Origin of the sequence: Pseudomonas sp. BTN1 (assembly GCF_001907715.1) — a bacterium.
GTDB classification, from domain to species: domain Bacteria; phylum Pseudomonadota; class Gammaproteobacteria; order Pseudomonadales; family Pseudomonadaceae; genus Aquipseudomonas; species Aquipseudomonas paracarnis.
On sequence record NZ_MPBM01000001.1, the window covers coordinates 46,187 to 69,308 of the forward strand.

At 60.9% G+C, this 23,122-nt stretch carries 21 protein-coding genes; 15 read left to right on the forward strand and 6 right to left on the reverse strand.

Features of this window, described 5'->3' with window-relative positions; genetic code table 11:
- Nucleotides 1-7: 7 nt before the first annotated feature.
- Nucleotides 8-508 (reverse strand): thiol peroxidase, encoded by a 501-nt coding sequence (tpx, locus tag BMH52_RS00185; RefSeq protein ID WP_014718696.1) that lies wholly within the window; start codon nt 506-508, stop codon nt 8-10.
- 158 nt (nt 509-666) lie between these two features.
- Here tpx and BMH52_RS00190 point away from each other — a divergent pair, with 158 nt between their 5' ends.
- From BMH52_RS00190 to BMH52_RS00235, 10 genes are all read left to right on the forward strand, one after another.
- Entirely contained in the window at nt 667-1,956 is a 1,290-nt protein-coding gene (locus BMH52_RS00190; protein ID WP_073842484.1) for a glycosyltransferase, read from the forward strand.
- A 72-nt stretch (nt 1,957-2,028) separates the two neighbouring features.
- Nucleotides 2,029-2,934: an AraC family transcriptional regulator gene (locus tag BMH52_RS00195; protein ID WP_014718698.1), complete on the forward strand. Its 906-nt coding sequence runs from the start codon at nt 2,029-2,031 to the stop codon at nt 2,932-2,934.
- 924 nt (nt 2,935-3,858) lie between these two features.
- Complete coding sequence (locus BMH52_RS00200) at nt 3,859-5,169, forward strand: sugar ABC transporter substrate-binding protein (protein WP_072434085.1); 1,311 nt, start codon at nt 3,859-3,861, stop codon at nt 5,167-5,169.
- A 176-nt stretch (nt 5,170-5,345) separates the two neighbouring features.
- Complete coding sequence (locus BMH52_RS00205; protein WP_034127650.1) at nt 5,346-6,236, forward strand: carbohydrate ABC transporter permease; 891 nt, start codon at nt 5,346-5,348, stop codon at nt 6,234-6,236.
- Between the two features lie 10 nt (nt 6,237-6,246).
- Complete coding sequence (locus BMH52_RS00210) at nt 6,247-7,077, forward strand: carbohydrate ABC transporter permease (protein WP_005788583.1); 831 nt, start codon at nt 6,247-6,249, stop codon at nt 7,075-7,077.
- 23 nt (nt 7,078-7,100) lie between these two features.
- Nucleotides 7,101-8,204 (forward strand): ABC transporter ATP-binding protein, encoded by a 1,104-nt coding sequence (locus BMH52_RS00215; protein ID WP_072434084.1) that lies wholly within the window; start codon nt 7,101-7,103, stop codon nt 8,202-8,204.
- An 18-nt stretch (nt 8,205-8,222) separates the two neighbouring features.
- Nucleotides 8,223-9,704: a mannitol dehydrogenase family protein gene (locus BMH52_RS00220; RefSeq protein WP_072434083.1), complete on the forward strand. Its 1,482-nt coding sequence runs from the start codon at nt 8,223-8,225 to the stop codon at nt 9,702-9,704.
- A 135-nt stretch (nt 9,705-9,839) separates the two neighbouring features.
- Nucleotides 9,840-11,321: a xylulokinase gene (gene xylB, locus BMH52_RS00225; RefSeq protein ID WP_072434082.1), complete on the forward strand. Its 1,482-nt coding sequence runs from the start codon at nt 9,840-9,842 to the stop codon at nt 11,319-11,321.
- A 12-nt stretch (nt 11,322-11,333) separates the two neighbouring features.
- Nucleotides 11,334-12,272 carry a carbohydrate kinase gene (locus BMH52_RS00230; RefSeq protein WP_072434081.1) on the forward strand — a complete coding sequence of 313 codons (939 nt, stop codon included), beginning with the start codon at nt 11,334-11,336 and terminating at the stop codon, nt 12,270-12,272.
- 144 nt (nt 12,273-12,416) lie between these two features.
- On the forward strand, nt 12,417-15,017 hold the full coding sequence (locus tag BMH52_RS00235) for an autotransporter outer membrane beta-barrel domain-containing protein (RefSeq protein ID WP_073842486.1): 2,601 nt from the start codon (nt 12,417-12,419) through the stop codon (nt 15,015-15,017).
- A 69-nt stretch (nt 15,018-15,086) separates the two neighbouring features.
- Here the strand turns inward: BMH52_RS00235 and BMH52_RS00240 are convergent, their stop codons facing one another.
- The gene (locus BMH52_RS00240) at nt 15,087-15,356 is read right to left on the reverse strand and encodes a DUF1652 domain-containing protein (RefSeq protein WP_014718706.1); all 270 of its coding nucleotides are present in this window, start codon (nt 15,354-15,356) and stop codon (nt 15,087-15,089) included.
- Nucleotides 15,357-15,725: 369 nt separating this feature from the next.
- Between BMH52_RS00240 and BMH52_RS00245 the strand changes: the two genes are divergently transcribed.
- Nucleotides 15,726-15,926 carry a ParD-like family protein gene (locus BMH52_RS00245; protein ID WP_003190946.1) on the forward strand — a complete coding sequence of 67 codons (201 nt, stop codon included), beginning with the start codon at nt 15,726-15,728 and terminating at the stop codon, nt 15,924-15,926.
- Complete coding sequence (gene map / locus BMH52_RS00250) at nt 15,926-16,696, forward strand: type I methionyl aminopeptidase (RefSeq protein ID WP_073842488.1); 771 nt, start codon at nt 15,926-15,928, stop codon at nt 16,694-16,696. The genes BMH52_RS00245 and map overlap by 1 nt, the downstream gene beginning before the upstream one ends.
- Before the next feature lie 37 nt (nt 16,697-16,733).
- On the opposite strand, the gene sfnG is transcribed toward map, so the two are convergent.
- Together sfnG and BMH52_RS00260 are read right to left on the reverse strand one after the other, a co-directional pair.
- Nucleotides 16,734-17,858 carry a dimethylsulfone monooxygenase SfnG gene (gene sfnG, locus BMH52_RS00255; RefSeq protein ID WP_073842490.1) on the reverse strand — a complete coding sequence of 375 codons (1,125 nt, stop codon included), beginning with the start codon at nt 17,856-17,858 and terminating at the stop codon, nt 16,734-16,736.
- Nucleotides 17,859-18,238: 380 nt separating this feature from the next.
- Nucleotides 18,239-19,024 (reverse strand): sulfite exporter TauE/SafE family protein, encoded by a 786-nt coding sequence (locus tag BMH52_RS00260; RefSeq protein ID WP_014718709.1) that lies wholly within the window; start codon nt 19,022-19,024, stop codon nt 18,239-18,241.
- A 192-nt stretch (nt 19,025-19,216) separates the two neighbouring features.
- On the opposite strand from BMH52_RS00260, the gene BMH52_RS00265 reads away from it, so the two are divergent.
- The 3 genes from BMH52_RS00265 to BMH52_RS00275 all read left to right on the forward strand — a co-directional run bounded on the left by BMH52_RS00265 (nt 19,217) and on the right by BMH52_RS00275 (nt 21,026).
- Complete coding sequence (locus tag BMH52_RS00265; protein ID WP_014718710.1) at nt 19,217-19,738, forward strand: DUF3455 domain-containing protein; 522 nt, start codon at nt 19,217-19,219, stop codon at nt 19,736-19,738.
- 86 nt (nt 19,739-19,824) lie between these two features.
- Complete coding sequence (locus BMH52_RS00270) at nt 19,825-20,355, forward strand: sigma-70 family RNA polymerase sigma factor (protein ID WP_073842492.1); 531 nt, start codon at nt 19,825-19,827, stop codon at nt 20,353-20,355.
- Nucleotides 20,352-21,026 carry an anti-sigma factor domain-containing protein gene (locus tag BMH52_RS00275; protein WP_014718712.1) on the forward strand — a complete coding sequence of 225 codons (675 nt, stop codon included), beginning with the start codon at nt 20,352-20,354 and terminating at the stop codon, nt 21,024-21,026. Before BMH52_RS00270 ends, BMH52_RS00275 begins: the two co-directional genes overlap by 4 nt.
- On the opposite strand, the gene BMH52_RS00280 is transcribed toward BMH52_RS00275, so the two are convergent.
- Nucleotides 21,027-22,328: an ATP-binding protein gene (locus BMH52_RS00280; protein WP_019816856.1), complete on the reverse strand. Its 1,302-nt coding sequence runs from the start codon at nt 22,326-22,328 to the stop codon at nt 21,027-21,029.
- Nucleotides 22,329-22,331: 3 nt separating this feature from the next.
- A complete protein-coding gene (locus BMH52_RS00285) occupies nt 22,332-23,033 on the reverse strand; it encodes a response regulator transcription factor (RefSeq protein ID WP_003190934.1) in 702 nt (233 codons plus the stop codon).
- Nucleotides 23,034-23,122: the final 89 nt, after the last annotated feature.

Below are 23,122 nucleotides of genomic sequence, written 5' to 3' on the forward strand. Positions count from 1 at the left end.
GAAACAGTTACTTCAACACAGCCAGGGCGGCGTCGTAGTTTGGCTCTTCAGCGATTTCCTTGACCAACTCGCTGTGCAGCACGTTGTCGTTTTCATCCAGCACCACGACAGCGCGAGCGGTCAGGCCCTGCAGCGGGCCGTCAGCGATGGAAACACCATAGTCGACGGCGAAGTCGGCATTGCGGAAATCCGACAGGTTCTTAACGTTTTCCAGGCCTTCGGAACCACAGAAACGCGCTTGGGCGAATGGCAGGTCGGAGGAGATGCACAGCACCACGGTGTTGGCCACATCGTTGGCCTGGGCGTTGAACTTGCGCACCGAAGTGGCGCAGGTTGGGGTGTCAACGCTTGGGAAGATGTTCAGCACTTTGCGCTTGCCGGCAAAGGTAGCCAGGGTGGCGTTGGACAGATCGCCGGCGGTCAGGGTGAAGTCTGCAGCTTTGGCGCCGACTTTCGGCAATTGGCCTTCAACCTGGACCGGGTTGCCTTTAAGGGTGACTTGAGCCATGAACGGAATCCTTATGCTGGGTTTGGTTAAACGAATTCGAGAGGCGGAAGTTAACCACAAAGTGCCGAAGCTACCTACCGCCAGACACAAATTGTCATGTCCTGAGGTTGTGGTTTAATTGCGCGCTTTGCGCCTGCCCTTCAAGGAAACCTTCGTCGATGAATCAGCCCGCCACCAAAGTCCTGGTCATTGGCTACGTCTGGCCCGAGCCCCGCTCCTCGGCAGCGGGCGGGCATATGATGCAAATCCTTGAGAGCTTTCTTACGCAAGGTTGGGACATTACCTTCAGCAGCCCGGCCACCATTGGCGAGCACAAGGCCGACTTGCCGGCACTCGGGATGGCCGAACGCGCCATCGAACTGAATAACAGCAGTTTCGACGACTTTATTCGCGAACTGGCCCCGGATATCGTGCTGTTCGACCGTTTCATGATGGAGGAGCAATTCGGCTGGCGCGTAGAACAATGCTGCCCCGACGCCCTGCGCGTGCTGGAAACCTCCGACCTGCAAAGCCTGCGCGACGCCCGCCACCAGCGTTTCAAAGAACAAGTAAAAGCCAACCCCGACAGCGACGACTTCAGCGCCCTGTTCGCGCCGGCGCTGGAGGACGAATTCCAGCGCATGGCCGATACCGACCTGGCCAAGCGCGAAATCGCCGCGATTTACCGCTGCGACATCAGCCTGATGATCTCCGACGTGGAAATCCGCCTGCTCACCGAACAGTTCAAGGTGCCTGCCGCCCTGCTCCACTGGTGCCCCTTGATGCTGCAACCGCCCACTGCAGCCTTTGCGCCCTTTGAAGACCGTGCGCATTTCCTCAGCATCGGCAACTTCCGCCACGCGCCCAATTGGGACGCAGTGCTGTGGATGAAGCACAGCCTGTGGCCGCTGATCCGCCAACAGTTGCCGGGCGCGCAGTTGCACATCTACGGCGCCTACACCCCGCCCAAAGCCACCGCCCTGCACAACCCGGCACAGGGTTTTCATGTGATGAACTGGGCCGAAGATGCCTTGCAAGTCATGACGGCGGCGCGTATTTGCCTGGCGCCACTGCGCTTTGGCGCCGGCATCAAGGGCAAGTTGGTGGACGCCATGCTGTGCGGCACACCCAATGTCACCACCCCGATCGGCGCCGAAGCCATGGGCGATGACCAGCCCTGGCCCGGCGAGATCGCACAGGACGCCCCGGCCCTGGCCGCCGCTGCCGTGGCCCTTTACCAAAACCGCGAGCGCTGGACTCAAGCCCAGGAGCATGGGCGCCAACTCCTGGCCCGACGCTATGACCAGGACGTGCACGGGCCCGCCTTGGTGGAATGCCTGGAACGTTGCCGCAGCAGCCTCGCCGCCCATCGCCGGGACAACTTCACCGGCAGCATGCTGCGCCATCACGCGCATAAAAGTACCCAGTACATGTCCCAGTGGATCGAGGCCAAAAACCGCACCCTATAAACACTGCTGCTGGCGAGGTCGCGCGCGACGGGGCATTATCCTACGCAGCGACCACAATAAAGCGACGGCAGCATGACCCGAGCAACGCGCATCACCGACCCTTCCTACGAGTTGATGGACGATCACAACGGTCTGTCCATCATCTATCGTCAGCATGGCTTCCCCTGCCCGTTGGTGCGCTGGCACTTCCACAAGGAATACGAACTGCACCTGATCGTCGCCAGCTCCGGCAAGGTGTTTATCGGCGACTACATCGGCAACTTCTACCCGGAAAGCCTGTTCCTCACCGGCCCCAACCTGCCCCATAACTGGATCAGCCAGGTGGAGGAAGATGAAGTGGTGCCCAAGCGTGACATGCTGGTGAACTTCACCGATGAGTTGTTCGAACACGGCAGCCACATCTTCACCGAACTCAAAAGCCTGGCGCCGCTGCTTGAACGTGCGCAATACGGCATCGAATTTCGCTGCAAAAAAACCATCGCCAACGCCATGACCCTGATGCAACGCATCGAAGACGCCCAAGGCATGGCACGCCTGGGGCACTTCTTTATCTTGCTGGAGGTGTTGAGCGCCTGTGAGGACTACCAGTTACTGTCCGGCGTCACCACGCCACAGCAAGCCGACGAACACAGCATCGACCGCACCAACCGCGCAGTGGACTACATCTTTGCCCACTACGCCCGAGAGCTGCCGTTGGAAGAAGTGGCGGAGTACCTGGGGATGAAGCCGACGTATTTTTCCAGGGTGTTCAAACAGGCGACCGGGCGGACTTTTATTGAATTCGTCAATCGGCTGCGCATCAGCAAGTCCTGTGAATTGCTGGCCGATGGGGACAAGGCCGTGACGGATGTGTGCTTTGAGTCGGGGTTTAATAATATTTCCAACTTTAATCGGCGGTTTCAGCAGCTTAAGGGGATGACGCCGTCTCACTATCGGCGGTTGGCGGTGCAGCGGCTGACTGAGCAGAATTTGGCTTGAGGTTGATCGTTCATCTAGGTGGTGGGAAACAGAAACGTCTTACAAGGCTTTGAGGTTGCCCCTAGGACACTCGATCTCTAGTCTCCGTACACCGCTGCACAGGCAGCGTCGGGCGTCGCGGCCCGGTTTAATCAGATGCAAAGTGCCATTTCCGCTTTTAGTCGGCGTTTTTTTATCGTCTACTGTGCGGCTTCATGGTGGCTGTGCGCGGGATACCTTCGGGTATGCCGGTTTCCTGATTCCGGTCCGCGAACCTGCGTACGGCTACCACCCCATAGCGTCGCGGCGAAAGGGTGGCAGCTCCACTTAAATCAGGAGTTTCACCATGATCAAACCCACCCCAAATCCCCCAAACGATCCAGCACCCAGCGTGCTATTCACCGTTAAAGACGGCATCGATCGTTGCCGCGCTCCGCGTGGGCATGCATTCCGTGACGCTCTGCATCACTCGGGGACGCAGAGCGTCCCAAGCGGTGTTACCACGCGGAGCGTGGGAACGATCAAGCGTTAAGCACTGCACTGAGGATCGTTCCCGCGCTTTGCGTGGGCATGCATTCCGTGACGCTCTGCGTCACCTGGGGACGCAGAGCGTCCCAAGCGGCGTTACCACGCGGAGCGTGGGAACGATCAAGCGTTAAGCACTGCACTGAGGATCGTTCCCGCGCTCTGCGTGGGAATGCATACCGTGACGCTCTGCGTCACCCCGGGACGCAGAGCGTCCCTAGCGACGTTGCCACGCGGAGCGTGGGAACGATCAGGTGGTCGATGAGTGCAAAAAAGTATCAGTGAGCGTGCGCCCAAGGATTTGTCACCGCCGCTTTTGAAGGCTGTAATCAACGCACACTCTTCCTGACTTCTCGTAGGAAGACACAACAACAATAACCGTCCTTCTGTAGCCCTCTGGGCGCGGAAATGGAGTGCGCGATGAAGTTCACAGCAAAAGCATTGCTTGCCTGTACCTGCATGACCCTCAGCGCCGTCAGCCTTGGCGCGCAAACCCTGACCATTGCCACCGTCAATAACAGCGACATGATCCGCATGCAGAAGCTCTCGAAAACCTTCGAGGCCGAGCATCCGGAGATTAAGTTGAACTGGGTGGTGCTCGAAGAAAACGTGCTGCGCCAACGCCTGACCACCGACATCGCCACACAAGGCGGGCAGTTCGATGTGTTGACCATCGGCATGTACGAAGCCGCACTCTGGGGCGCCAAGGGGTGGCTGGAGCCGATGAAGGACTTGCCGGCTTCCTACGACCTCGACGATGTGTTCCCTTCGGTGCGTGACGGTTTGTCGGTCAAGGGCTCGTTGTACGCCCTGCCGTTCTATGCCGAAAGCTCGATCACCTATTACCGCACCGACCTGTTCAAGGACGCCGGGCTGAGCATGCCTGAGCACCCAACCTGGAGCCAGATCGGCGAATTCGCCGCCAAACTCACCGACAAGTCCAAAGAGCAATACGGCCTGTGCCTGCGCGGCAAAGCCGGTTGGGGTGAGAACATGGCGCTGATCACCACCCTGGCCAACGGCTTCGGCGCGCGCTGGTTCGATGAGAAGTGGCAGCCAGAATTCAACGGCCCCGAGTGGAAGAACGCGCTGAACTTCTACGTCGACAACATGAAAAAATCCGGCCCGCCGGGTGCCTCCAGCAACGGTTTCAACGAAAACCTGGCGCTGTTCAACAGCGGCAAGTGCGCGATCTGGGTGGATGCCAGCGTGGCCGGCTCGTTTGTTACCGACAAGAGCCAGAGCAAGGTCGCAGACCATGTGGGCTTTACTTTCGCGCCCCATGAGAAAACCGATAAGGGCACCTCGTGGCTGTACTCCTGGAGCCTGGCGATCCCCACCAGTTCCAAGGCCAAGGACGCCGCCAAGGTGTTCACCAGTTGGGCCACCTCCAAGGAATACGGCCAGCTCGTGGCCAAGACCGATGGCATCGCCAATGTGCCGCCAGGTACGCGCCAATCCACCTACAGCGATGAATACATGAAGGCCGCGCCGTTCGCCAAGGTGACGCTGGAATCGCTGAAAGTGGCGGACCCGACCAAGCCGACCGAGAAGCCGGTGCCGTATATCGGTATCCAGTTGGTGACCATTCCTGAATTCCAGGCGATTGGTACTCAGGTGGGCAAGTTCTTCTCGGGCGCGTTGACCGGTCAGCAGAGCGTCGATGCTGCGTTGACCGCCGCGCAGACCACCACCGAGCGGGAAATGAAGCGGGCTGGTTACCCCAAGTAACCCAGCTTCACCCGCGCAAATGTAGGAGCAGGGCTTTTGTGGGAGCTGGCTTGCCTGCGATGGAAACAACTCGGTCTATCAGTAGTACCGAGGCGATACCATCGCAGGCAAGCCAGCTCCCACAGTGACCGCGCTCCGACACAGGTTCTGTAGGCATCTGACTGGTTCTGATCACCATGAATACACCTCCAAAAAACCGCCTGGCCAACCCCGGCTGGTTTCTCGTCAGCCCCTCGGTGGCCTTGTTGCTGCTGTGGATGATCGTGCCGCTGGGCATGACCCTGTACTTTTCGCTGATCCGCTACAACCTGCTCTACCCCGGCGAAAACCAATTCGTGGGGCTGGAAAACTTCAGCTACTTCATCACCGATTCGGGGTTCCTGCCCGGCGCCACCAATACCCTGTTGCTGGTGGGCAGCGTCTTGCTGATCAGCGTGGTGTTCGGCGTGTTGATCAGTGCGCTGCTGGAGGCCAGTGAGTTCCTGGGGCGCGGCATCGTCAGGGTGATGCTGATTTCGCCGTTCTTCATCATGCCCACGGTGGGCGCGCTGATCTGGAAGAACCTGATTTTTCACCCGGTGTCGGGGATTCTCGCCGCCGTGTGGAAGTTCTTTGGCGCCGAGCCGGTGGACTGGCTGGCGCATTACCCGCTGCTGTCGATCATCATCATTGTGTCGTGGCAATGGCTGCCCTTTGCGATCCTGCTGCTGATGACCGCGATGCAGTCGCTAGACCAAGAGCAAAAGGAAGCGGCACGCCTGGACGGTGCCGGCGCCATTGCGATTTTCTGGCACCTGACCCTGCCCCACCTGGCCCGCCCGATTGCCGTGGTGGTGATGATCGAAACCATCTTCCTGCTCTCGGTGTTCGCCGAAATCTTCACCACCACCAACGGTGGCCCCGGCTACGCCTCGACCAACCTCGCCTACCTGATCTACAACCAGGCGCTGGTGCAGTTCGACGTAGGCATGGCCTCGGCCGGCGGCTTGATTGCCGTGGTCATCGCCAATATCGCGGCGATCATCCTGGTGCGGATGATTGGCAAAAATCTGACTGACAAACCTTGAGGGCCGCGCCATGACGCTTCAACAATCCCGCCGCCTGCAAAGCCTGTTGCTCGGCACGCTGGCCTGGGCCATTGCGATCCTGATTTTCTTCCCGATCTTCTGGATGGTGCTGACCAGTTTCAAGACCGAAATCGACGCGTTCGCCACGCCGCCGCAGTTCATCTTCACGCCGACGCTGGAGAACTACCTGCACATCAACGAGCGCAGCAACTACTTTGCCTACGCCTGGAACTCGGTGGTGATTTCGTTCAGCGCCACCGCCCTGTGCCTGCTGATTTCGGTACCGGCCGCCTACTCCATGGCGTTCTACGAAACCCAGCGCACCAAGGGCACGCTGCTGTGGATGCTGTCCACCAAGATGCTGCCGCCGGTGGGCGTACTGATGCCGATCTACCTGCTGGCCAAGAGCTTTGGCCTGTTGGATACGCGCATTGCGCTGATCATCATCTACACCCTGATCAACCTGCCGATTGTGGTGTGGATGGTGTACACCTACTTCAAGGACATCCCCAAGGACATCCTCGAAGCCGCCCGCCTGGACGGCGCCACCCTGTGGCAGGAAATGGTGCGCGTGCTGCTGCCGATTGCCAAGGGTGGCCTGGCGTCCACGGTACTGCTGTCGTTGATCCTGTGCTGGAACGAGGCCTTCTGGTCGCTGAACCTGACCTCCTCCAGCGCCGCGCCGCTGACCGCCTTGATCGCCTCTTACTCCAGCCCCGAAGGCTTGTTCTGGGCCAAGCTGTCCGCCGTCTCGACCCTCGCCTGCGCGCCGATCCTGATCTTTGGCTGGATCAGCCAGAAGCAGTTGGTACGCGGTTTGTCCTTTGGCGCCGTCAAATAATAATTCCCAGCGGAGGGCCCATCATGGCCAACCTGAAAATCAAGAATCTGCAAAAAGGCTTTGAAGGTTTTTCCATCATCAAGGGCATCGACCTGGAAGTGAACGACAAGGAATTCGTGGTGTTCGTCGGCCCGTCGGGCTGTGGCAAGTCCACCTTGCTGCGCCTGATCGCCGGCCTGGAAGAAGTCAGCGACGGCACCATCGAACTCGATGGCCGCGACATCACCGAAGTCACCCCGGCCAAGCGCGACCTGGCCATGGTGTTCCAGACCTACGCGCTGTACCCGCACATGAGCGTGCGCAAGAACATGTCGTTTGCCCTGGACCTGGCGGGCGTCGACAAGAAGCTGGTCGAGAGCAAAGTCAGCGAAGCGGCACGCATCCTTGAGCTGGGGCCTTTGCTGGAGCGCAAGCCCAAGCAACTCTCGGGTGGCCAGCGCCAGCGCGTGGCGATTGGCCGAGCGATTGTGCGTAATCCGAAGATCTTCCTGTTCGACGAACCGCTGTCCAACCTCGACGCCGCCCTGCGTGTGCAGATGCGCCTGGAGCTGGCGCGCCTGCATAAAGAACTGCAAGCGACCATGATCTACGTGACCCACGACCAGGTCGAAGCCATGACCCTGGCCGACAAGGTGGTGGTGCTCAACAGTGGGCGCATCGAACAGGTCGGCTCGCCGCTGGAGCTGTACCACCAGCCAGCCAACCTGTTTGTGGCCGGTTTTCTCGGCACGCCGAAGATGGGTTTCCTCAAGGGCCAGGTCACCCGCGTCGACAGCCAAGGCTGCGAGGTGCAACTGGACGCCGGCACCCTGATCAGCCTGCCGTTGAGCGGCGCCACCCTGAGCGTGGGCAGCGCGGTAACCCTGGGCATTCGCCCGGAACATCTGGAAATCGCCGCGCAAGGGCAAACCACCCTGACCGTGACCGCTGACGTTGGCGAGCGCCTGGGCAGCGACACCTTCTGCCACGTCATCACCCGCAACGGCGAACCGCTGACCATGCGTATCCGTGGCGACATGGCCAGCCAATACGGCGAAACGCTGCAGTTGCACCTGGACCCGGCGCACTGCCATCTGTTCGACACCGATGGCGTAGCCGTGGCCCGTCCACTGCGCGCTGCCGCCTGATTCCGTGAGTATTTCCAGATGAAATTGAATAAAACCAACCTTACCCAACTGGCGCCCCAAGTGCAGTTGCCTGCCTATGCGATTGCCGACACCCGCCAGGGCATCGCGCACATTGGCGTCGGCGGTTTCCACCGTGCGCACCAGGCGTTTTACACTGATGCCCTGATGAACACTGGCGAAGGCCTGGACTGGGGCATCTGCGGCGTCGGCCTGCGCAGTGAAGACCGCAAGGCCCGCGATGACCTGGCCGGCCAGGATTATTTGTTCACCCTGTATGAACTGGGCGACACCGACGACACGCAAGTGCGCGTGATCGGCTCGATCAGCGACATGCTGCTGGCCGAAGACGGCGCCCAGGCGCTGATCGATAAACTTGCCAGCCCCCAGATCCGCATCGTCTCGCTGACCATCACCGAAGGCGGTTACTGCATCGACGACAGCAACGGCGAGTTCATGGCCCACCTGCCGCAGATCCAGCATGACCTGGCGCACCCGAGAGTGCCGAAAACCGTGTTCGGTTTTATCTGCGCCGCGCTGACCCAGCGTCGCGCCGCTGGCACCCCGGCCTTTACGGTGATGTCCTGCGATAATTTGCCTCACAACGGCGCCGTCACCCGCAAGGCCTTGCTGGCCTTCGCCGCCCTGCACGACGCGGGCCTGCATGACTGGATCAAGGCCAACGTGAGCTTCCCGAACGCCATGGTTGACCGCATCACGCCCATGACCAGCACCGCCCACCGCCTGCAACTGCATGACCAGCACGGGATCGACGATGCCTGGCCGGTGGTGTGCGAGCCGTTTGTGCAGTGGGTGCTGGAAGACAAATTCGTCAACGGCCGCCCGGCCTGGGAAAAGGTCGGCGTACAGTTCACCGATGACGTCACGCCTTATGAAGAAATGAAGATCGGCCTGCTCAACGGCAGCCACCTGGCCCTCACGTACCTGGGGTTCCTCAAGGGCTACCGGTTCGTTCACGAGACCATGAACGACCCCCTGTTCGTGGCGTATATGCGCGCCTACATGGACCTGGACGTCACGCCGAACCTGGCGCCGGTACCTGGTATCGACCTGACCGAATACAAGCAGACCCTGGTGGAACGCTTTTCCAACCAGGCGATTGCCGACCAATTGGAGCGCGTGTGCTCCGACGGTTCATCGAAGTTTCCCAAGTTCACCGTGCCGACCATCAACCGCCTGATTGCCGACGGCCGCGACACGGACCGTGCCGCCCTGGTGGTGGCGGCCTGGGCGCTGTACTTGAAAGGTGTGGATGAAAACGGCGTGCGCTACAGCATCCCGGATCCGCGGGCAGCGTTCTGCCAGGACCTGGTGAGCGATGACGCGCTGATCAGCCAGCGGTTGCTGGGGGTGGAAGAGATTTTTGGCACAGCTATTCCCAAGTCGGCGGCGTTTGTGGCAGCGTTCGAGCGGTGTTATGCAAGCCTGCGCGACAAAGGCGTCACCACCACACTACAAAACCTGCTGAACAAACCGGATTAAACAGGTGGGAGCTGGCTTGCCTGCGATAGCGGTGGTCCAGTAAACCCTGTGATGACTGCCGGACCGCTATCGCAGGCAAGCCAGCTCCCACATCGACCGTATTTTCAACCCAATAATAATGCTGAGCACTCCATCATGACCCAGCAAAACCTGTTCCTCGGAATCGACTGCGGCACCCAAGGCACCAAGGCCATCGTCCTCGACGCCTCCAGCGGCAAGGTGCTGGGCCTGGGCGCCGCCGCGCACACCTTGATCAGCGGCGCCAACGGCCGGCGTGAACAACACACCCAGGAATGGCTGGACGCCTTCACCGAAGCCACCCACCGCGCCCTGCAACAAGCCGGGGTGGACGGCCAGGACATCCTCGGCATCGGCGTATCCGGCCAGCAACATGGCCTGGTGCTACTGGACGAACAAGGTGAAGTGTTGCGCCCGGCCAAGTTGTGGTGCGACACCGAAACCGCGCCGGAGAACGAGCGCCTGCTGGCACACCTTGGCGGCGAAAGCGGCTCGCTGGAGCGCCTGGGCGTTGCAATCGCACCGGGGTACACGGTGTCGAAACTGCTCTGGACCCGCGAGCAGCATCCGGACGTGTTCGCGCGCATCGCCCATATCCTGCTGCCCCACGACTACCTCAACTACTGGCTCACCGGCCGCGCCTGCGCCGAGTACGGCGACGCCTCGGGCACCGGTTACTTTGACGTGCGCAGCCGCACCTGGGATGTGGCGCTGCTCAGGCACATCGACCCCAGCGGACGCCTGGAGGCAGCGCTCCCGCCGTTGATCGAAGCCGACCAAGCGGTGGGCACGATCCTGCCGGCCATTGCCGAGCGCCTGGGCATCAACCCCAACGCGGTGGTGTCCAGTGGTGGCGGCGACAATATGATGGGCGCCATTGGCACCGGCAATATCGCCCCCGGCGTGATCACCATGAGCCTGGGCTCATCGGGCACCGTGTATGCCTTTGCCGACCAGCCCAACGTCAGTCCCCAGGCCTCGGTGGCGACCTTCTGCTCCTCCAGCGGCGGCTGGCTGCCGCTGATCTGCACCATGAACCTGACTAACGCCACCGGGGTGATTCGCGAGCTGTTCGAACTGGACCTCGATGCCTTCAACGCGCTGGTCGAACAGGCATCCATCGGGGCCGATGGGGTGAGCATGCTGCCGTTCCTCAACGGCGAACGCGTGCCCGCCCTGCCCCACGCCACCGGCAGCCTGCAGGGCCTGACCATGACCAACCTGACCCGTGCCAACCTGTGCCGCGCGGTGGTCGAAGGCACCACCTTCGGCCTGCGTTATGGCCTGGACCTGCTGCGCCAGACCGGCCTGCAAAGCCAGAGCATCCGCCTGATCGGGGGCGGCTCGAAAAGCCCGCTGTGGCGGCAGATGGTCGCCGATATCATGCACACCGAAGTGGTGTGTACCGAACAGAGCGAGGCGGCCGCCCTGGGCGCGGCGATCCAGGCGGCGTGGTGCCAGAGCGGCGAACCGCTGGCCAGCCTGTGCGACAAATGCGTGAGCATTGACCCGGCCAGCCGCACCTTACCCGTGGCGGCCAATGTCAGCGCTTATCAACAGGCGTATGAGCGTTATCAACAGCACGTGGCAACCCTTTGAGAGCGAGCAACTATGTATCTGGTGTGTGGTGAAGCGCTGTTTGATTTCTTCAGCGAGGAGGATGCCAGCGGGCAGGCCGCCAAGCTCAACTACAAGGCGATTGCCGGTGGCTCGCCGTTCAACGTCGCGGTGGGTTTGCGCCGCCTGGGGATCGAGTCGGGGCTCTTCGCCGGTCTGTCCACCGATTACCTCGGACGGCGCTTGCAGCAGGTCCTGAATGACGAAGGTATCAGCGAACGCTTTCTGGTGGCGTTCGACGCGCCGACCACTCTGGCGATGGTGGCCGTGGGCGCCAATGGCTCGCCGCAGTACAGCTTTCGCGGCGAAGGCTGCGCCGACCGGCAATTGCAACTGACCCACCTGCCGCCTTTGGGCGATGAGATTCGCGGGCTGCATGTGGGCTCGTTTTCGCTGGTGGTGCAACCGATTGGTGACACCCTGCTCAGCCTGGTCAAGCGTGAAAGCGGCAAGCGTCTGATCAGCCTCGACCCCAACGTGCGCCTTAACCCGCAGCCCGATATCCACCTGTGGCGCGCCCGCGTCGCAGAGCTGGTGCAACACGCCGACCTGATCAAGGTCAGCGACGAAGACCTGCACCTGCTCTACCCCGACCAGACACCGGAAAGCGTGCTGCAAGGCTGGCTGCAACACCGCTGCCAACTGGTGTTCCTCACCCGTGGTGGCGACGGTGCGTCGGTGTTCAGCCGCCAGCATGGCAGCTGGTCGCAACCTGCGGTCAAGGTGGTGATGGCCGATACGGTGGGCGCTGGTGACACCTTCCAGGCGGCGCTGATTGCGTGGCTGACGGAACAGCAGTTGGATTCGGTTGAAGGGCTGCAACGACTGAGCCGCGAGCAGATCGACGCCATGCTGGGCTTCGCGATCCGGGCTGCCGCACTGACCTGCGGCAAGACCGGCCCAGACCTGCCCTATCGTCAACAACTGGCTTGAGCTGAGCGGGCAAAAACCCAAAGTGCCATCACGCAGGCCACGTATTCCGTGGCCTGCGCGCCATGCATAAAAAATTGCGCTACTGGAAAACTGTGCTAAACCCAAAAACAGGAGCAGTTATTACAACAAACTCAGGACACACCCATGCAAAAGCCCAGTGGTTTCTCGACCCGGGCCGTTTTAGCTGTCGGCCTCATTTCATTGCAGTACATGATCCCTCAACCCTCCCCCGCCGCCTGCGTTCTCACCCCGGGAACCGGTAACGATACCTATACGTGCGACAGCGGCAGCAGTCCCGGCCTTACCGACCTTTCCGGGGATAACCATCTGACCCTCCCCGCAGGCGGCACCGGCACCATCAACGGTAATGTCACCTTTGGCCCTGGCGTGGATACGGTGCGCATAGAGTCCGGGCAGATCACCGGCGCGGTGCAACAAGGGGCTGGCATCGATGACTTCGTCATGCTCGGAGGGCAAATACAGGCGCTGTTCCAGGGCGATGGGCTCGACACCTTCAGGATGGAGGGAGGCACCATCGTCGATGCCTTTGAGGACGGCGATGTGGCCTACCAGAGCGGTGGCACCATTGGCCGAGTGAATATGAAGCTGGACAAGAACCTTTATGACATGTCCGGAGGCGCCATCCTGGGCAACCTGGTCACCGGTTTTGATACTGACACCATCATCATTTCCGCTGGCAGCATCGGCGGCAATATCAGCACCAGCGGTGGTGACGACAGCATTACCGTGAGTGGCGGCGTGATCAGTGGTGAGATCCGTGCCAGCGTCGGCAACGACACTTTCCGGTGGCTTGACGGTGGGCAGATCAAGTCCTCGGTGTTGATGGGCGATGGTGACGACACCGCCCTGCTGCGCGGTTTGAATGAAAGCCTGCTGGCCACCAAACCCTCCGTCGATGGTGGCCTGGGCAACGATCAATTGACCTTCGACACAACGACATCCAGCACTGCGGCCCGCTATATCGGCTGGGAGACCGTCAACCTCACCAACCACTCACGCCTGAATCTGGCCGGGGATTTTTTCCTCGGTGACAGTGGCAGCAATACCGGCACGTTCAACATCGACGGCAGCAGTACCCTGGCCGTGACCCAAGGCAGCATCCGCCCCTACACCGCCGGGCAACTGGCGACGCTCAACAACACCGGCACTGTCGACATGACCGCTGACAACAGCGCTACCAGCGTGTTGACGGTGCATGGCAACTACGTGGGCAACAACGGCCAGTTGCATCTGCAAACCGTACTCGGCGACGAAAACTCTGCCACCGACAAGCTGGTAGTGTCCGACGGCAACATCAGCGGTCACACCCAACTGAGTGTCAGCAACCTCGGCGGTATCGGCGGGCTGACTCAGAACAACGGCATCGAAGTGGTCCAGGCACTCAACGGCGCCATCAGCAGCAACGATGCGTTTGCCTTGAAGGGCTCGGTCTCCGCCGGGGCGTATGAATACCTGCTGTTCAAGGGCGGCACCCTTGCCAATACGAAAGACAGCTGGTTCCTTCGTTCCTCAGTGGTGGCCGTGCAACCGCCGGCGGTCCCACCCGTACCACCGACACCGGCCGTGGTGGTGCCGGTGCCGCCGATCCCCGCCACTCCCCCTGTAGTGGACTCGGATGAACCTTCCGTGGAACCGCCCACTGCGCAACCGCAACCCCCAATAGAGCCTGCCGCGCCACCGCCCAGCCAAGTCGCTGCAGCCACGTCGCCGCAATCGGCGGCGAGTAACCCTGTACTTCCCACCGCCGTGGCGGGTGCCGCGCCGATTCCACTGTATCGCCTGGAAGTTCCGGTCTACTCCGTAGACATCCCCGCTGCGCAACTGATGACGTTGCAGGCGCTGGGCACCTTCCATGAACGCCAGGGCGAGCAAAGCCTGCTGACCGATACCGGTGCAGTGCCGGCAGGTTGGGGCCGCGCCTATGGCAGTGATTTCAACAAAAGCTGGTCGGGCAGCGTGGCGCCGAGTTTTGACGGCACGGTCAAGGGCTATCAGGTTGGCCATGACCTTTACGCCGCCGAAACCAGCGGCGGGCAGACGCAACGCCTTGGCCTCTTTATCGGCCAGAGCCGCCTGCGCGGCGACGTGAAGGGCTTTGCAATGGGCTGGCAGAACCATCGCTCCGGGCGGGTCAAACTCGACGGCGACAACTTCGGTGCCTACTGGACACTCACCGATCCGACCGGCTGGTACGTCGACCTGGTGGCCATGGGTACCCGCCTGGATGGCGACAACAAGTCCGACCGAGGGGTGAAGATGGATACCAAGGGCCACGCCCTGGCGTTCTCCGCCGAGGCCGGCTACCCGTTCAGGCTGTCCGAGCATTGGGAGATGGAACCTCAGGCCCAGGTCATCGGCCAGAAGATCGATCTGGATAACCAGCACGACGGCATTTCCAAGGTCTCTTTCGACTCCCAGGAGTATTGGACCGGCCGCATCGGCGCACGGCTCAAGGGTCGCTATCTGGTCAGCAACACGCCCGTGGAGCCGTACCTACGGGCGAATGTCTGGCACACCTTCGGCGGTAGCGACACGGTGACGTTCGACGGGGTGGACCGGATCAAGAGCGATCACAAGTCCTCCACGGCTGATATGGGCATCGGTGTTGTGGCTCAATTGTCATCCACGGTCAGTGTTTATATGGAGGGTAACTATGGCACCCAACTGGACGACAACAACTTTGAGGGTGTCAGTGGCAATTTCGGCGTAAGAGCGCGTTGGTAAACAGGAAGGATGTCAACATTGGGCCTGGCAACTACCAGGCCCATGGGTCAACTTGCACTCAAGCATCCGCTAGTGATAACCGCGAGCGCCGGCTCGTTGCAGTACCGGTGCGTGGCTTTGCTTGAGGTCTTCACGCAACCCGGTGATCAGGTTGCAAATCGCTCGGCTGCTGTCGAGCTTGTCAGGGTGGATACCTTTGACTTCCAAATCCACCCGATCCCGGTCGCGATCGTCGTAGACCCTGATCGTCAACGAGGCATCTTCGGCTTTGGTGCATTCGCACCGTTTAGGCAGGAAACTTCCTTCAATAATGCTGCGAAGCTCTAGTTCTGAAAGCATGGCTAACCTCTCCTTTTTTGAGACTGCCAACAGTTATATGTATCCGACAGGCACTTGCCTGCCACGTCTTGCCAACCCTGGAAGACGCTTTCAATCAGTAAGCCTACTCGGCAAAAACCGTGGTGGTTGTAACCTTTCCTCATAAGCAAACCGCTTGCTCATATTAAAGAAAACGGCTTGTTTGGCATCCTCGTCGAACTACATCGATTAAACGTTTAACCCGCAGCGTGGGAACCGGCGTTTAGGTGGAGATCCTTTTTTCGGCAACCTATCGCAACCCATCAACCCATCACCGTTTAGCCGAAGGAGGTTTGCGATCGACATACGAACCATATACGATTCGTATATCAATTAAACACAGTGAACCTTATGGGCATCGTCAAGATCACCGATCAGCTGCACGAACAACTGCGCCTGGCCAGCGCCGCCATGGACCGCTCCATCAACGCCCAAGCCGAGTTCTGGATCAAGATCGGCCTGCTCGCCGAACTCAACCCGCACCTGCCCTACAACGAGCTGATCAACAAGCTGTTGCTGGACAAACCCGACCTGATCCGGGGGCGCAGTTGATGATCAAGACTCCCGCACAGTTGGCCGTGATGCGTGAAGCCGGGCGTCTGTTGGCGCAAGTCTTCGACATGCTCGACGGCTTCGTCGCCGCCGGCCGCTCTACCCTGGAGCTGGACAGCGCCGTCGAAGCCTTCATCCGCAATGACCTCAAGGCCCGCCCTGCCAGCCTGGGGCAGTACGACTACCCCTTCTGCATCAACACCTCGATCAACGAAGTGGTGTGCCACGGCATGCCCAGCGCCAAGCAAATACTCAAGGACGGCGACATCATCAACATCGACATCACCCTGGAAAAAGGCGGCTTCATTGCCGACGCCAGCAAGATGTACATGATCGGCAACGTGACGCCCAAGGCCAGGCGCCTGGTGGACATGACCTTCGAGGCGATGTGGGCCGGTATACGCCAGGTCAAGCCCGGGGCGCGTCTGGGCGATATCGGCCATGCCATCCAGAGCCATGCGCAAGCCAACGGCTACAGCGTGGTGCGCGAATACTGCGGCCACGGCATTGGCCGGCAAATGCACGAAGAACCGCAAATTCTGCACTTCGGCCGGCCTGGCACCGGCCTGGAATTGCGCGAAGGCATGGTGTTTACCATCGAACCGATGCTTAACCAGGGCAGCGCCAAAACCCGCAGCCTGAAAGACGGCTGGACGGTGGTCACCAAGGACAACAGCCTCTCGGCGCAATGGGAACATACCGTGGCGGTGACGGCGGACGGGTTTGAAGTGCTGACCTTGCAAACCCCTCAAAACCTTCACACCCTGTAGGAGCGAGCTTGCTCGCGAAGGCCTCAAGGACTACGCGTTAAACCAGGCTACCCACTTCTTCGTTGACGTTTTTCGCGAGCGAGCTCGCTCCTACAGTGGCCTTGGCCTCAAGCTCGCGCACCAGCGGCAATACACGTTTGCCGAAATACTGCACTTCTTCCTGGAAGTGCAGAAAGCCTGCCAGCACCAAGTCCACACCCACGGCCTTGAGTGCCACGATGCGCTCGGCGATCTGCTGCGGCGTGCCGATCAGGTTGGTCTTGAAGCCATCGTTGTATTGCACCAGGTCCTCAAAGCTGGACTTGGCCCAGTTCCCCTCGCCCTCCGGCGACGCCTTGCCCGCTTGCCTGGCTGCGTCACCAAAGGCGTTGACCGCCTCCGGGTCGGCTTGGTCGATGATCTGCGCCAGCACCGCCCGAGCCTCCTCTTCCGTGTCGCGGGCGATCACAAAGGCGTTCACGCCCACCTTCACCGAATGGTGGTTGGCAGCGGCCTTGGCACGAATATCATCGACCTGGGCCTTGACGCCTTCAGGCGTGTTGCCATTGGTGAAATACCAATCCGACACCCGCGCCGCCATGTCCCGAGCCGCCCGCGAACTGCCGCCCTGGAAGATCTCCGGCTGGCCCAGGGGCTTGGGCTTGAGGGTGTATTGGTTGAAACGATAGAAATCGCCCTTGAAGGTGAAATCGTCCTGGGTCCAGATGCCTTTGAGGGCGCGGATAAACTCTTCGGAACGCCGATAGCGCTCATCATGCTCCAACCAATGCTCGCCAATGGCCTGGAACTCGCCCTTGAACCAACCACTGACGATATTCACCGCGATACGGCCATTGGTCAGTTGGTCGATGGTCGCCAATTGCTTGGCCGCCAACGCCGGTTGCCACGGCCCGGGCAGGATCGCCGCGATGACCTTGAGGGTGGTAGTCGCCGCGAGTAACGCATGGCTGAACGCCACGGACTCATGCTGGTTCTCGGCACCGTAACCTGCGGTGAAGCGAATCTGGGTCAAGCCATACTCAAAACCCGCCGCCTCCGCCAGTTGCGCCAGCTTGCGGTTGTACTCGATGCTCCAGTGGGTGCGTTGTTCAATCTTGCTGACGACCAACCCACCGCTGACGTTGGGTACCCAATAGGCAAATTTCACGGCTTGCTGACTCATCGGACGGTACCTCGCACAGGGGATGTACCAGTGCTTAGGCAGCAAGCGTGCCAGGGGCAGGCAAATGCCCGTAGCCTGGGGGTTGCGGAAAAAAAGGGGGATTGAAGCGATGGCTTGCCAGTGTCTGGGATCGCAGCAGTTTGTGGATCTGCTGTTGCTGGAGCAACAGTTGCGACCAGCACCAAGCGTACCCACGATGCGAAGCGAGTAGCTCTTGATCTTGATCTGCTTTTGATCTTGATCTTAGGCGCCCCGTTAAACCACGCTGGCCGGAATCGACAGGGATGGATATGTACTCGGTATAACGGTGTCGACTGTGAGACCGCCTTCGCAGGCAAGCCAGCTCCCACATTTGGAACGTGGGGTGTCAGGCCACGTGCTCAGAACGCCAACTTGTACCCCACCGCCATCAACATCACCGCCAGGCACGGCCGCAGTACCCCGTCGGGAATCCTGCCGGTCATATGGCTGCCCATGTAGATCCCCGGCAGCGACCCCATCAGCAAAAAGCCCAGCAGATGCCAGTCCATGTTCCCCATGCTGGCATGGCCCAGGCCCGCCACCAATGTCAGGGGCACGGCATGGGCGATCTCGGTGCCAACCAGGCGCCGCGTGGCCAGGAACGGGTACAGGATAAACAGCGCCACCGTGCCCAGAGCGCCGGCGCCGATCGAGGTCAGGGCCACCATGGTGCCAAGGATCGCACCTGTCACAACAGTGAGCGCATTCAGATTGCGCGGGCGCAGATGGTAGGAATCGCCAGCATGACGCTGGGCAAACGCCAACAGGCTTTTCTTGAACAGGATCGCCAGGGCCGTCAGCAGCAATACCACGCCAAGGGCCTGCTTGATCACCGCGTTCATCGCACTGGGGTCGGTGTGCAAGCTGGCCAGGAACCATAACGTCAGCAACACTGCCGGCACGCTGCCCAGGGTGAGCCAGCCAGTGATGGTCCAGTCGATGTTCTTGTTCTTGCTGTGCACCAGCACGCCACCGGACTTGGTAATGGCAGCGTACAGCAGGTCGGTGCCCACCGCGGTGGCCGGGTTGATGCCAAACCACAGCAGGATCGGGGTCATCAGCGAACCGCCGCCCACCCCCGTCATGCCCACGATAAACCCCACGATCAAGCCGGCAACCACGAAACCAATATTACCTACATCCATTCCAGCTACCCGCGGCCTTATAAATTTCTGGCCGCAGGATAGCGATTTTTCTTATAACCACTTATACCGATGCGATCTGAGTTTATGCCTTTTTGGAAACTCCAATTTTTTTGCACAAAACTGCATCCAATGGTCGGGCCTGGGCCGTAGTCATCAACGTAACCCTGCTGTTCTACCCAATGGAGAAACACCATGAACGCTAAAACACTGCTGTGCCTGTCCAGCTTGCTCCTCGCCGCACCGTCGGCGTTTGCCCAGGCGGGCCTGCCGGACAGCATCAAGGTGCCCGATGGCCACAAGGTAGCGATGCACACCACCGGGGTCGGCGAAATCACCTATGAATGCCGCGACAAGGCCAACGCTGCCGGCCAGACCGAGTGGACCTTCGTCGGCCCTAAAGCCGTGTTGAACGACCGTAATGGCCAGCAGGTCGGCACCTACTTCGGCCCACCCGCCACGTGGCAGGCCAAGGACGGCTCGACCATCACCGGCACGCAATTGGCCGTGGCGCCGTCGAGCCCCGGCAACCTGCCCTATCAACTGGTCAAGGCCAATCCAGCCGAGGGCAAAGGTGCAATGAGTGGCGTGGTGTATATCCAGCGGGTTGCGCTCAAAGGCGGGGTCGCTCCGGCTGCGCCCTGCACCACGGCGAACAAAGGCGCCAAGGAAATGGTGAAATACCAGGCGGACTACCTCTTCTGGGCCGCCAACTGAGCAAACTCAGCTACGCTGGCCAGGTAGGCGCGAGCAACCTCGCGCCTACCACGCGTAGACGTCTCCTCAGTGGCAGGAATTCTGGTTTGGCTGAACTCATCTTTGATTATCAAGTGTGCCTGTTAGCCTGCGCCCGCGGCGATCATCGCGCCCTGCACCAGCTCTATGAGCAGGACAGCAGCCGCTTGCTCGGTGTGGCGCTGCGCATTACCCGCAACAAGGCACTGGCCGAGGACATCGTGCATGACGCCTTTATCAAGATCTGGCACGGCGCACACAGTTTCGACCCCCTGCGAGGCTCCGCACGGGGTTGGGTGTTCAGCGTGACCCGCCACCTGGCCCTGGACCTGGTACGCAGCGCCGGGCGTGACGTGCCATTGGACGATCAGTACGAGCCGCTGGCAGAGCCGGCCCAGTCCATCGAGTTTGCCGCACGCTCCGGGCAGATCCACCAGTGCCTGGAACGGCTCGACCCGACGCGTCGCACCTGCATTCTGCACGCGTATGTGGACGGTTACTCCCACAGCGAAATCGCGCAAAAACTCAGTACCCCGCTGGGCACGGTCAAAGCCTGGATCAAACGCAGCCTCGCCGCCTTGCGCGAGTGCATGGCATGAACGACAGCCTGGATGAACTGGCCAGTGAATACGTGCTGGGGACCCTGCCCGCCGAACAGCGCGCTGAGGTACAACAACGCCTGGCCCATGATGCGGCACTGCGCGCAGCGGTGGATGCCTGGGAGCAGCGTCTGTTGCCTCTGGTGGCGCTGGCGCAACCGGTGCCGCCTTCGGCACAGCTGTGGCGGCGCATTGAACGCCGCATCAAAATCGCCGAAACGGGCGTGGCGTGGTGGAACCTGCTGGCGTTCTGGCGCGGGCTTTCTGCCGTCGGCCTGATGGCAAGCGTGGTGCTGGCGGCTTTATTACTGACGCGCCCGCCCATGACCGCACCCAGCTTCGTGGTGGTGCTGATGGCGCCACAAAGCCAGGCACCGGGCTGGGTGGTGCAGGCCAGTGATAATCGGCAGATCCAGTTGATCCCATTGGGGGTGATGGAGATTCCCGCAGACAAAGCCCTGGAGTTCTGGACCAAGGCCGATGGCTGGCAGGGTCCCGTATCCCTGGGCCTGGTCAAGCCTGGGCAGACCTTGTCGGTGCCCCTGGACAAGCTGCCGCCGCTGGCGCCGAACCAGTTGTTTGAACTGACGCTGGAAGGGCCCAATGGCTCGCCTACCGGCAAACCCACCGGGCCGATTCACGGGATCGGCCGAGCAGTCAAAGTACTTTGATCACGAAAGGTTAGGCAGCCACACACGAAACCGCGCCCCACCCAGGGGCGACGCCAAGGCCGTCAAGGTGCCGCCCTGGGCCTCCAGGGCGCGCCGGCTGATCGCCAGGCCCAGGCCAAAGCCGCCGGTTGCGCGGTCGCGGCTGCGGTCGAGGCGGTAGAACGGCTCGAAGATGCGCTCGCGCTGGTCAGCCGGTATGCCGATGCCATCGTCGTCCACCCAGATTTCACAGCCTTTGGGGCATACGCGCACGCCCACCTGGATGCGCTTGTCGCAGTAGCGCGTCGCATTGCGCAGCAGGTTCTGCAAGGCTCGGGCAGTCAGACGCGGGTCGAGGCTGAAGCGCTCAACGGCACAATCAAGCGCCACATCGATGACGATCTCGGGGTTTTCCAACTCATCGTCGACGCTGCCCAACACGCTGTCGATAAACTCGTCGAGCGCTACCTCTACCCGCTCGGGCAATTGCGCCGGGTTTTGCAGGCGGCTGTAAGACAGCAATTCCAGCACCAATTCATCCAACTCCCGAATATGCGCCACCAGGCTTTGCAGACGCTCGCGGCTGGCCAGGGGCAAGTCTTCGGAAAGCGCCAGGGCCAGCCCGAAATCCAGGCGGGTAAGCGGCGTGCGCAGTTCATGGGAGACCGCATTGAGCAAGTCGCGCTGCTGGTTCAAGAGATGCTCGATATCGTCGGCCATGGTGTCGAACACCGCCGCCAGGCCGCCGATGCTGGAGCTGGGTGCAAGCCCCGTACGGGCCTCCAAGTGGCCCTTACCCAATAGCGCGGCGGTACTTTTCAGACGTTCCAGGTCACGCCAGTGCGGACGTAGCCACACCAGCAGGCACGCCAACAAGGCGGCGCCGACCAGCACGTTCATCGACCAGTACAGCAGGTTCATGTCCAACGGGTCTGGCGGTACGGTCAGCTTGACCGCGAACTGCTGGTTGATCGGCGAACTGATTTCCTCCATCCAGCCCCACTCGCCCAGGCGGATCACCGGTTTGCCTTGCTCCAGTAACTGTTCTTCCTCAGGGGTGTAGCGGGCGTCCTGGCGCAGCAACAGTTGCACTTTCAACGGTGCAAAATCGCGGCTCAACTGGTCGGTCACCTGGGACCAGCGCTCCACCGGTGCGCGCTGGTACTGCTTGACCATGAGTTTTTGCAGGCCGCGGGACTGTTCGATGTTGTAGTTCATGTAGCGGTGTTCGAACAGCTGGATCACCAGCTTGGGAATCAGGTAAATCGCCGCACTGTAGGTGACGATGGTGATCAGGTAGAGGCGCAGCAGTACGCGAAACATGGTTCAGCATTCCCACTCGGAACGGCTGAACAGATACCCCTTGCCCCACACCGTCTTGATCTTGCGCGCCTCGCCCGCATGGTCGTCGAACTTGCGCCGCAGCTTGGAGATGGCCACGTCCACCGAACGGTCGGTACCGTTGAACTCGATACCGCGCAGGCGTTGCAGGATCTGATCGCGGCTGAGCACTTCGCCGGCATGCCGGGCCAGCACCACCAACAGGTTGTATTCTCCGCTGGACAGCTCCACCGCCTGTTCGCGCCAGGTCACGGTGCGCTCGGACAAGTCGATGCACAGGTTGCCCATGACGATCTGGTCGCTGGCCACCTGGGGTTCGGACAGGCTGCTGCGCCGCAGCAATGTGCGCACCCGGGCCAGCAATACGCGCGGCTCGCAGGGTTTGGTCACGTAGTCGTCGGCGCCCATCTCAAGGCCCAGAACCTGGTCGTGGCTGTCATCGCGGGCGGTCAGCATCAGGATCGGCAGGCCCGCAGAATCGGCGCGCAGCAAGCGGCACACCTGCAGGCCGTCGAGGCCCGGCAGCATCAGGTCGAGGATCACAAGGTCCGGCGGGTTCAGGCGTGCACGTTCGCGTACATGATCGCCACGGCTGAGCACGCTGACGTGGTAGCCATTGCGTTCCAGGTAGCTGGCAATCAGCTCGGAGAGTGCGGCGTCGTCTTCCACCAGGAGGATGTTGGGCATGGTGTTTCCAAATAATGCTGTTTGTTGGTGTGTTGCAGGATTGTGCAAGGATATACGCCCCCGACGCCACGTGCGCCGTACCTTACACT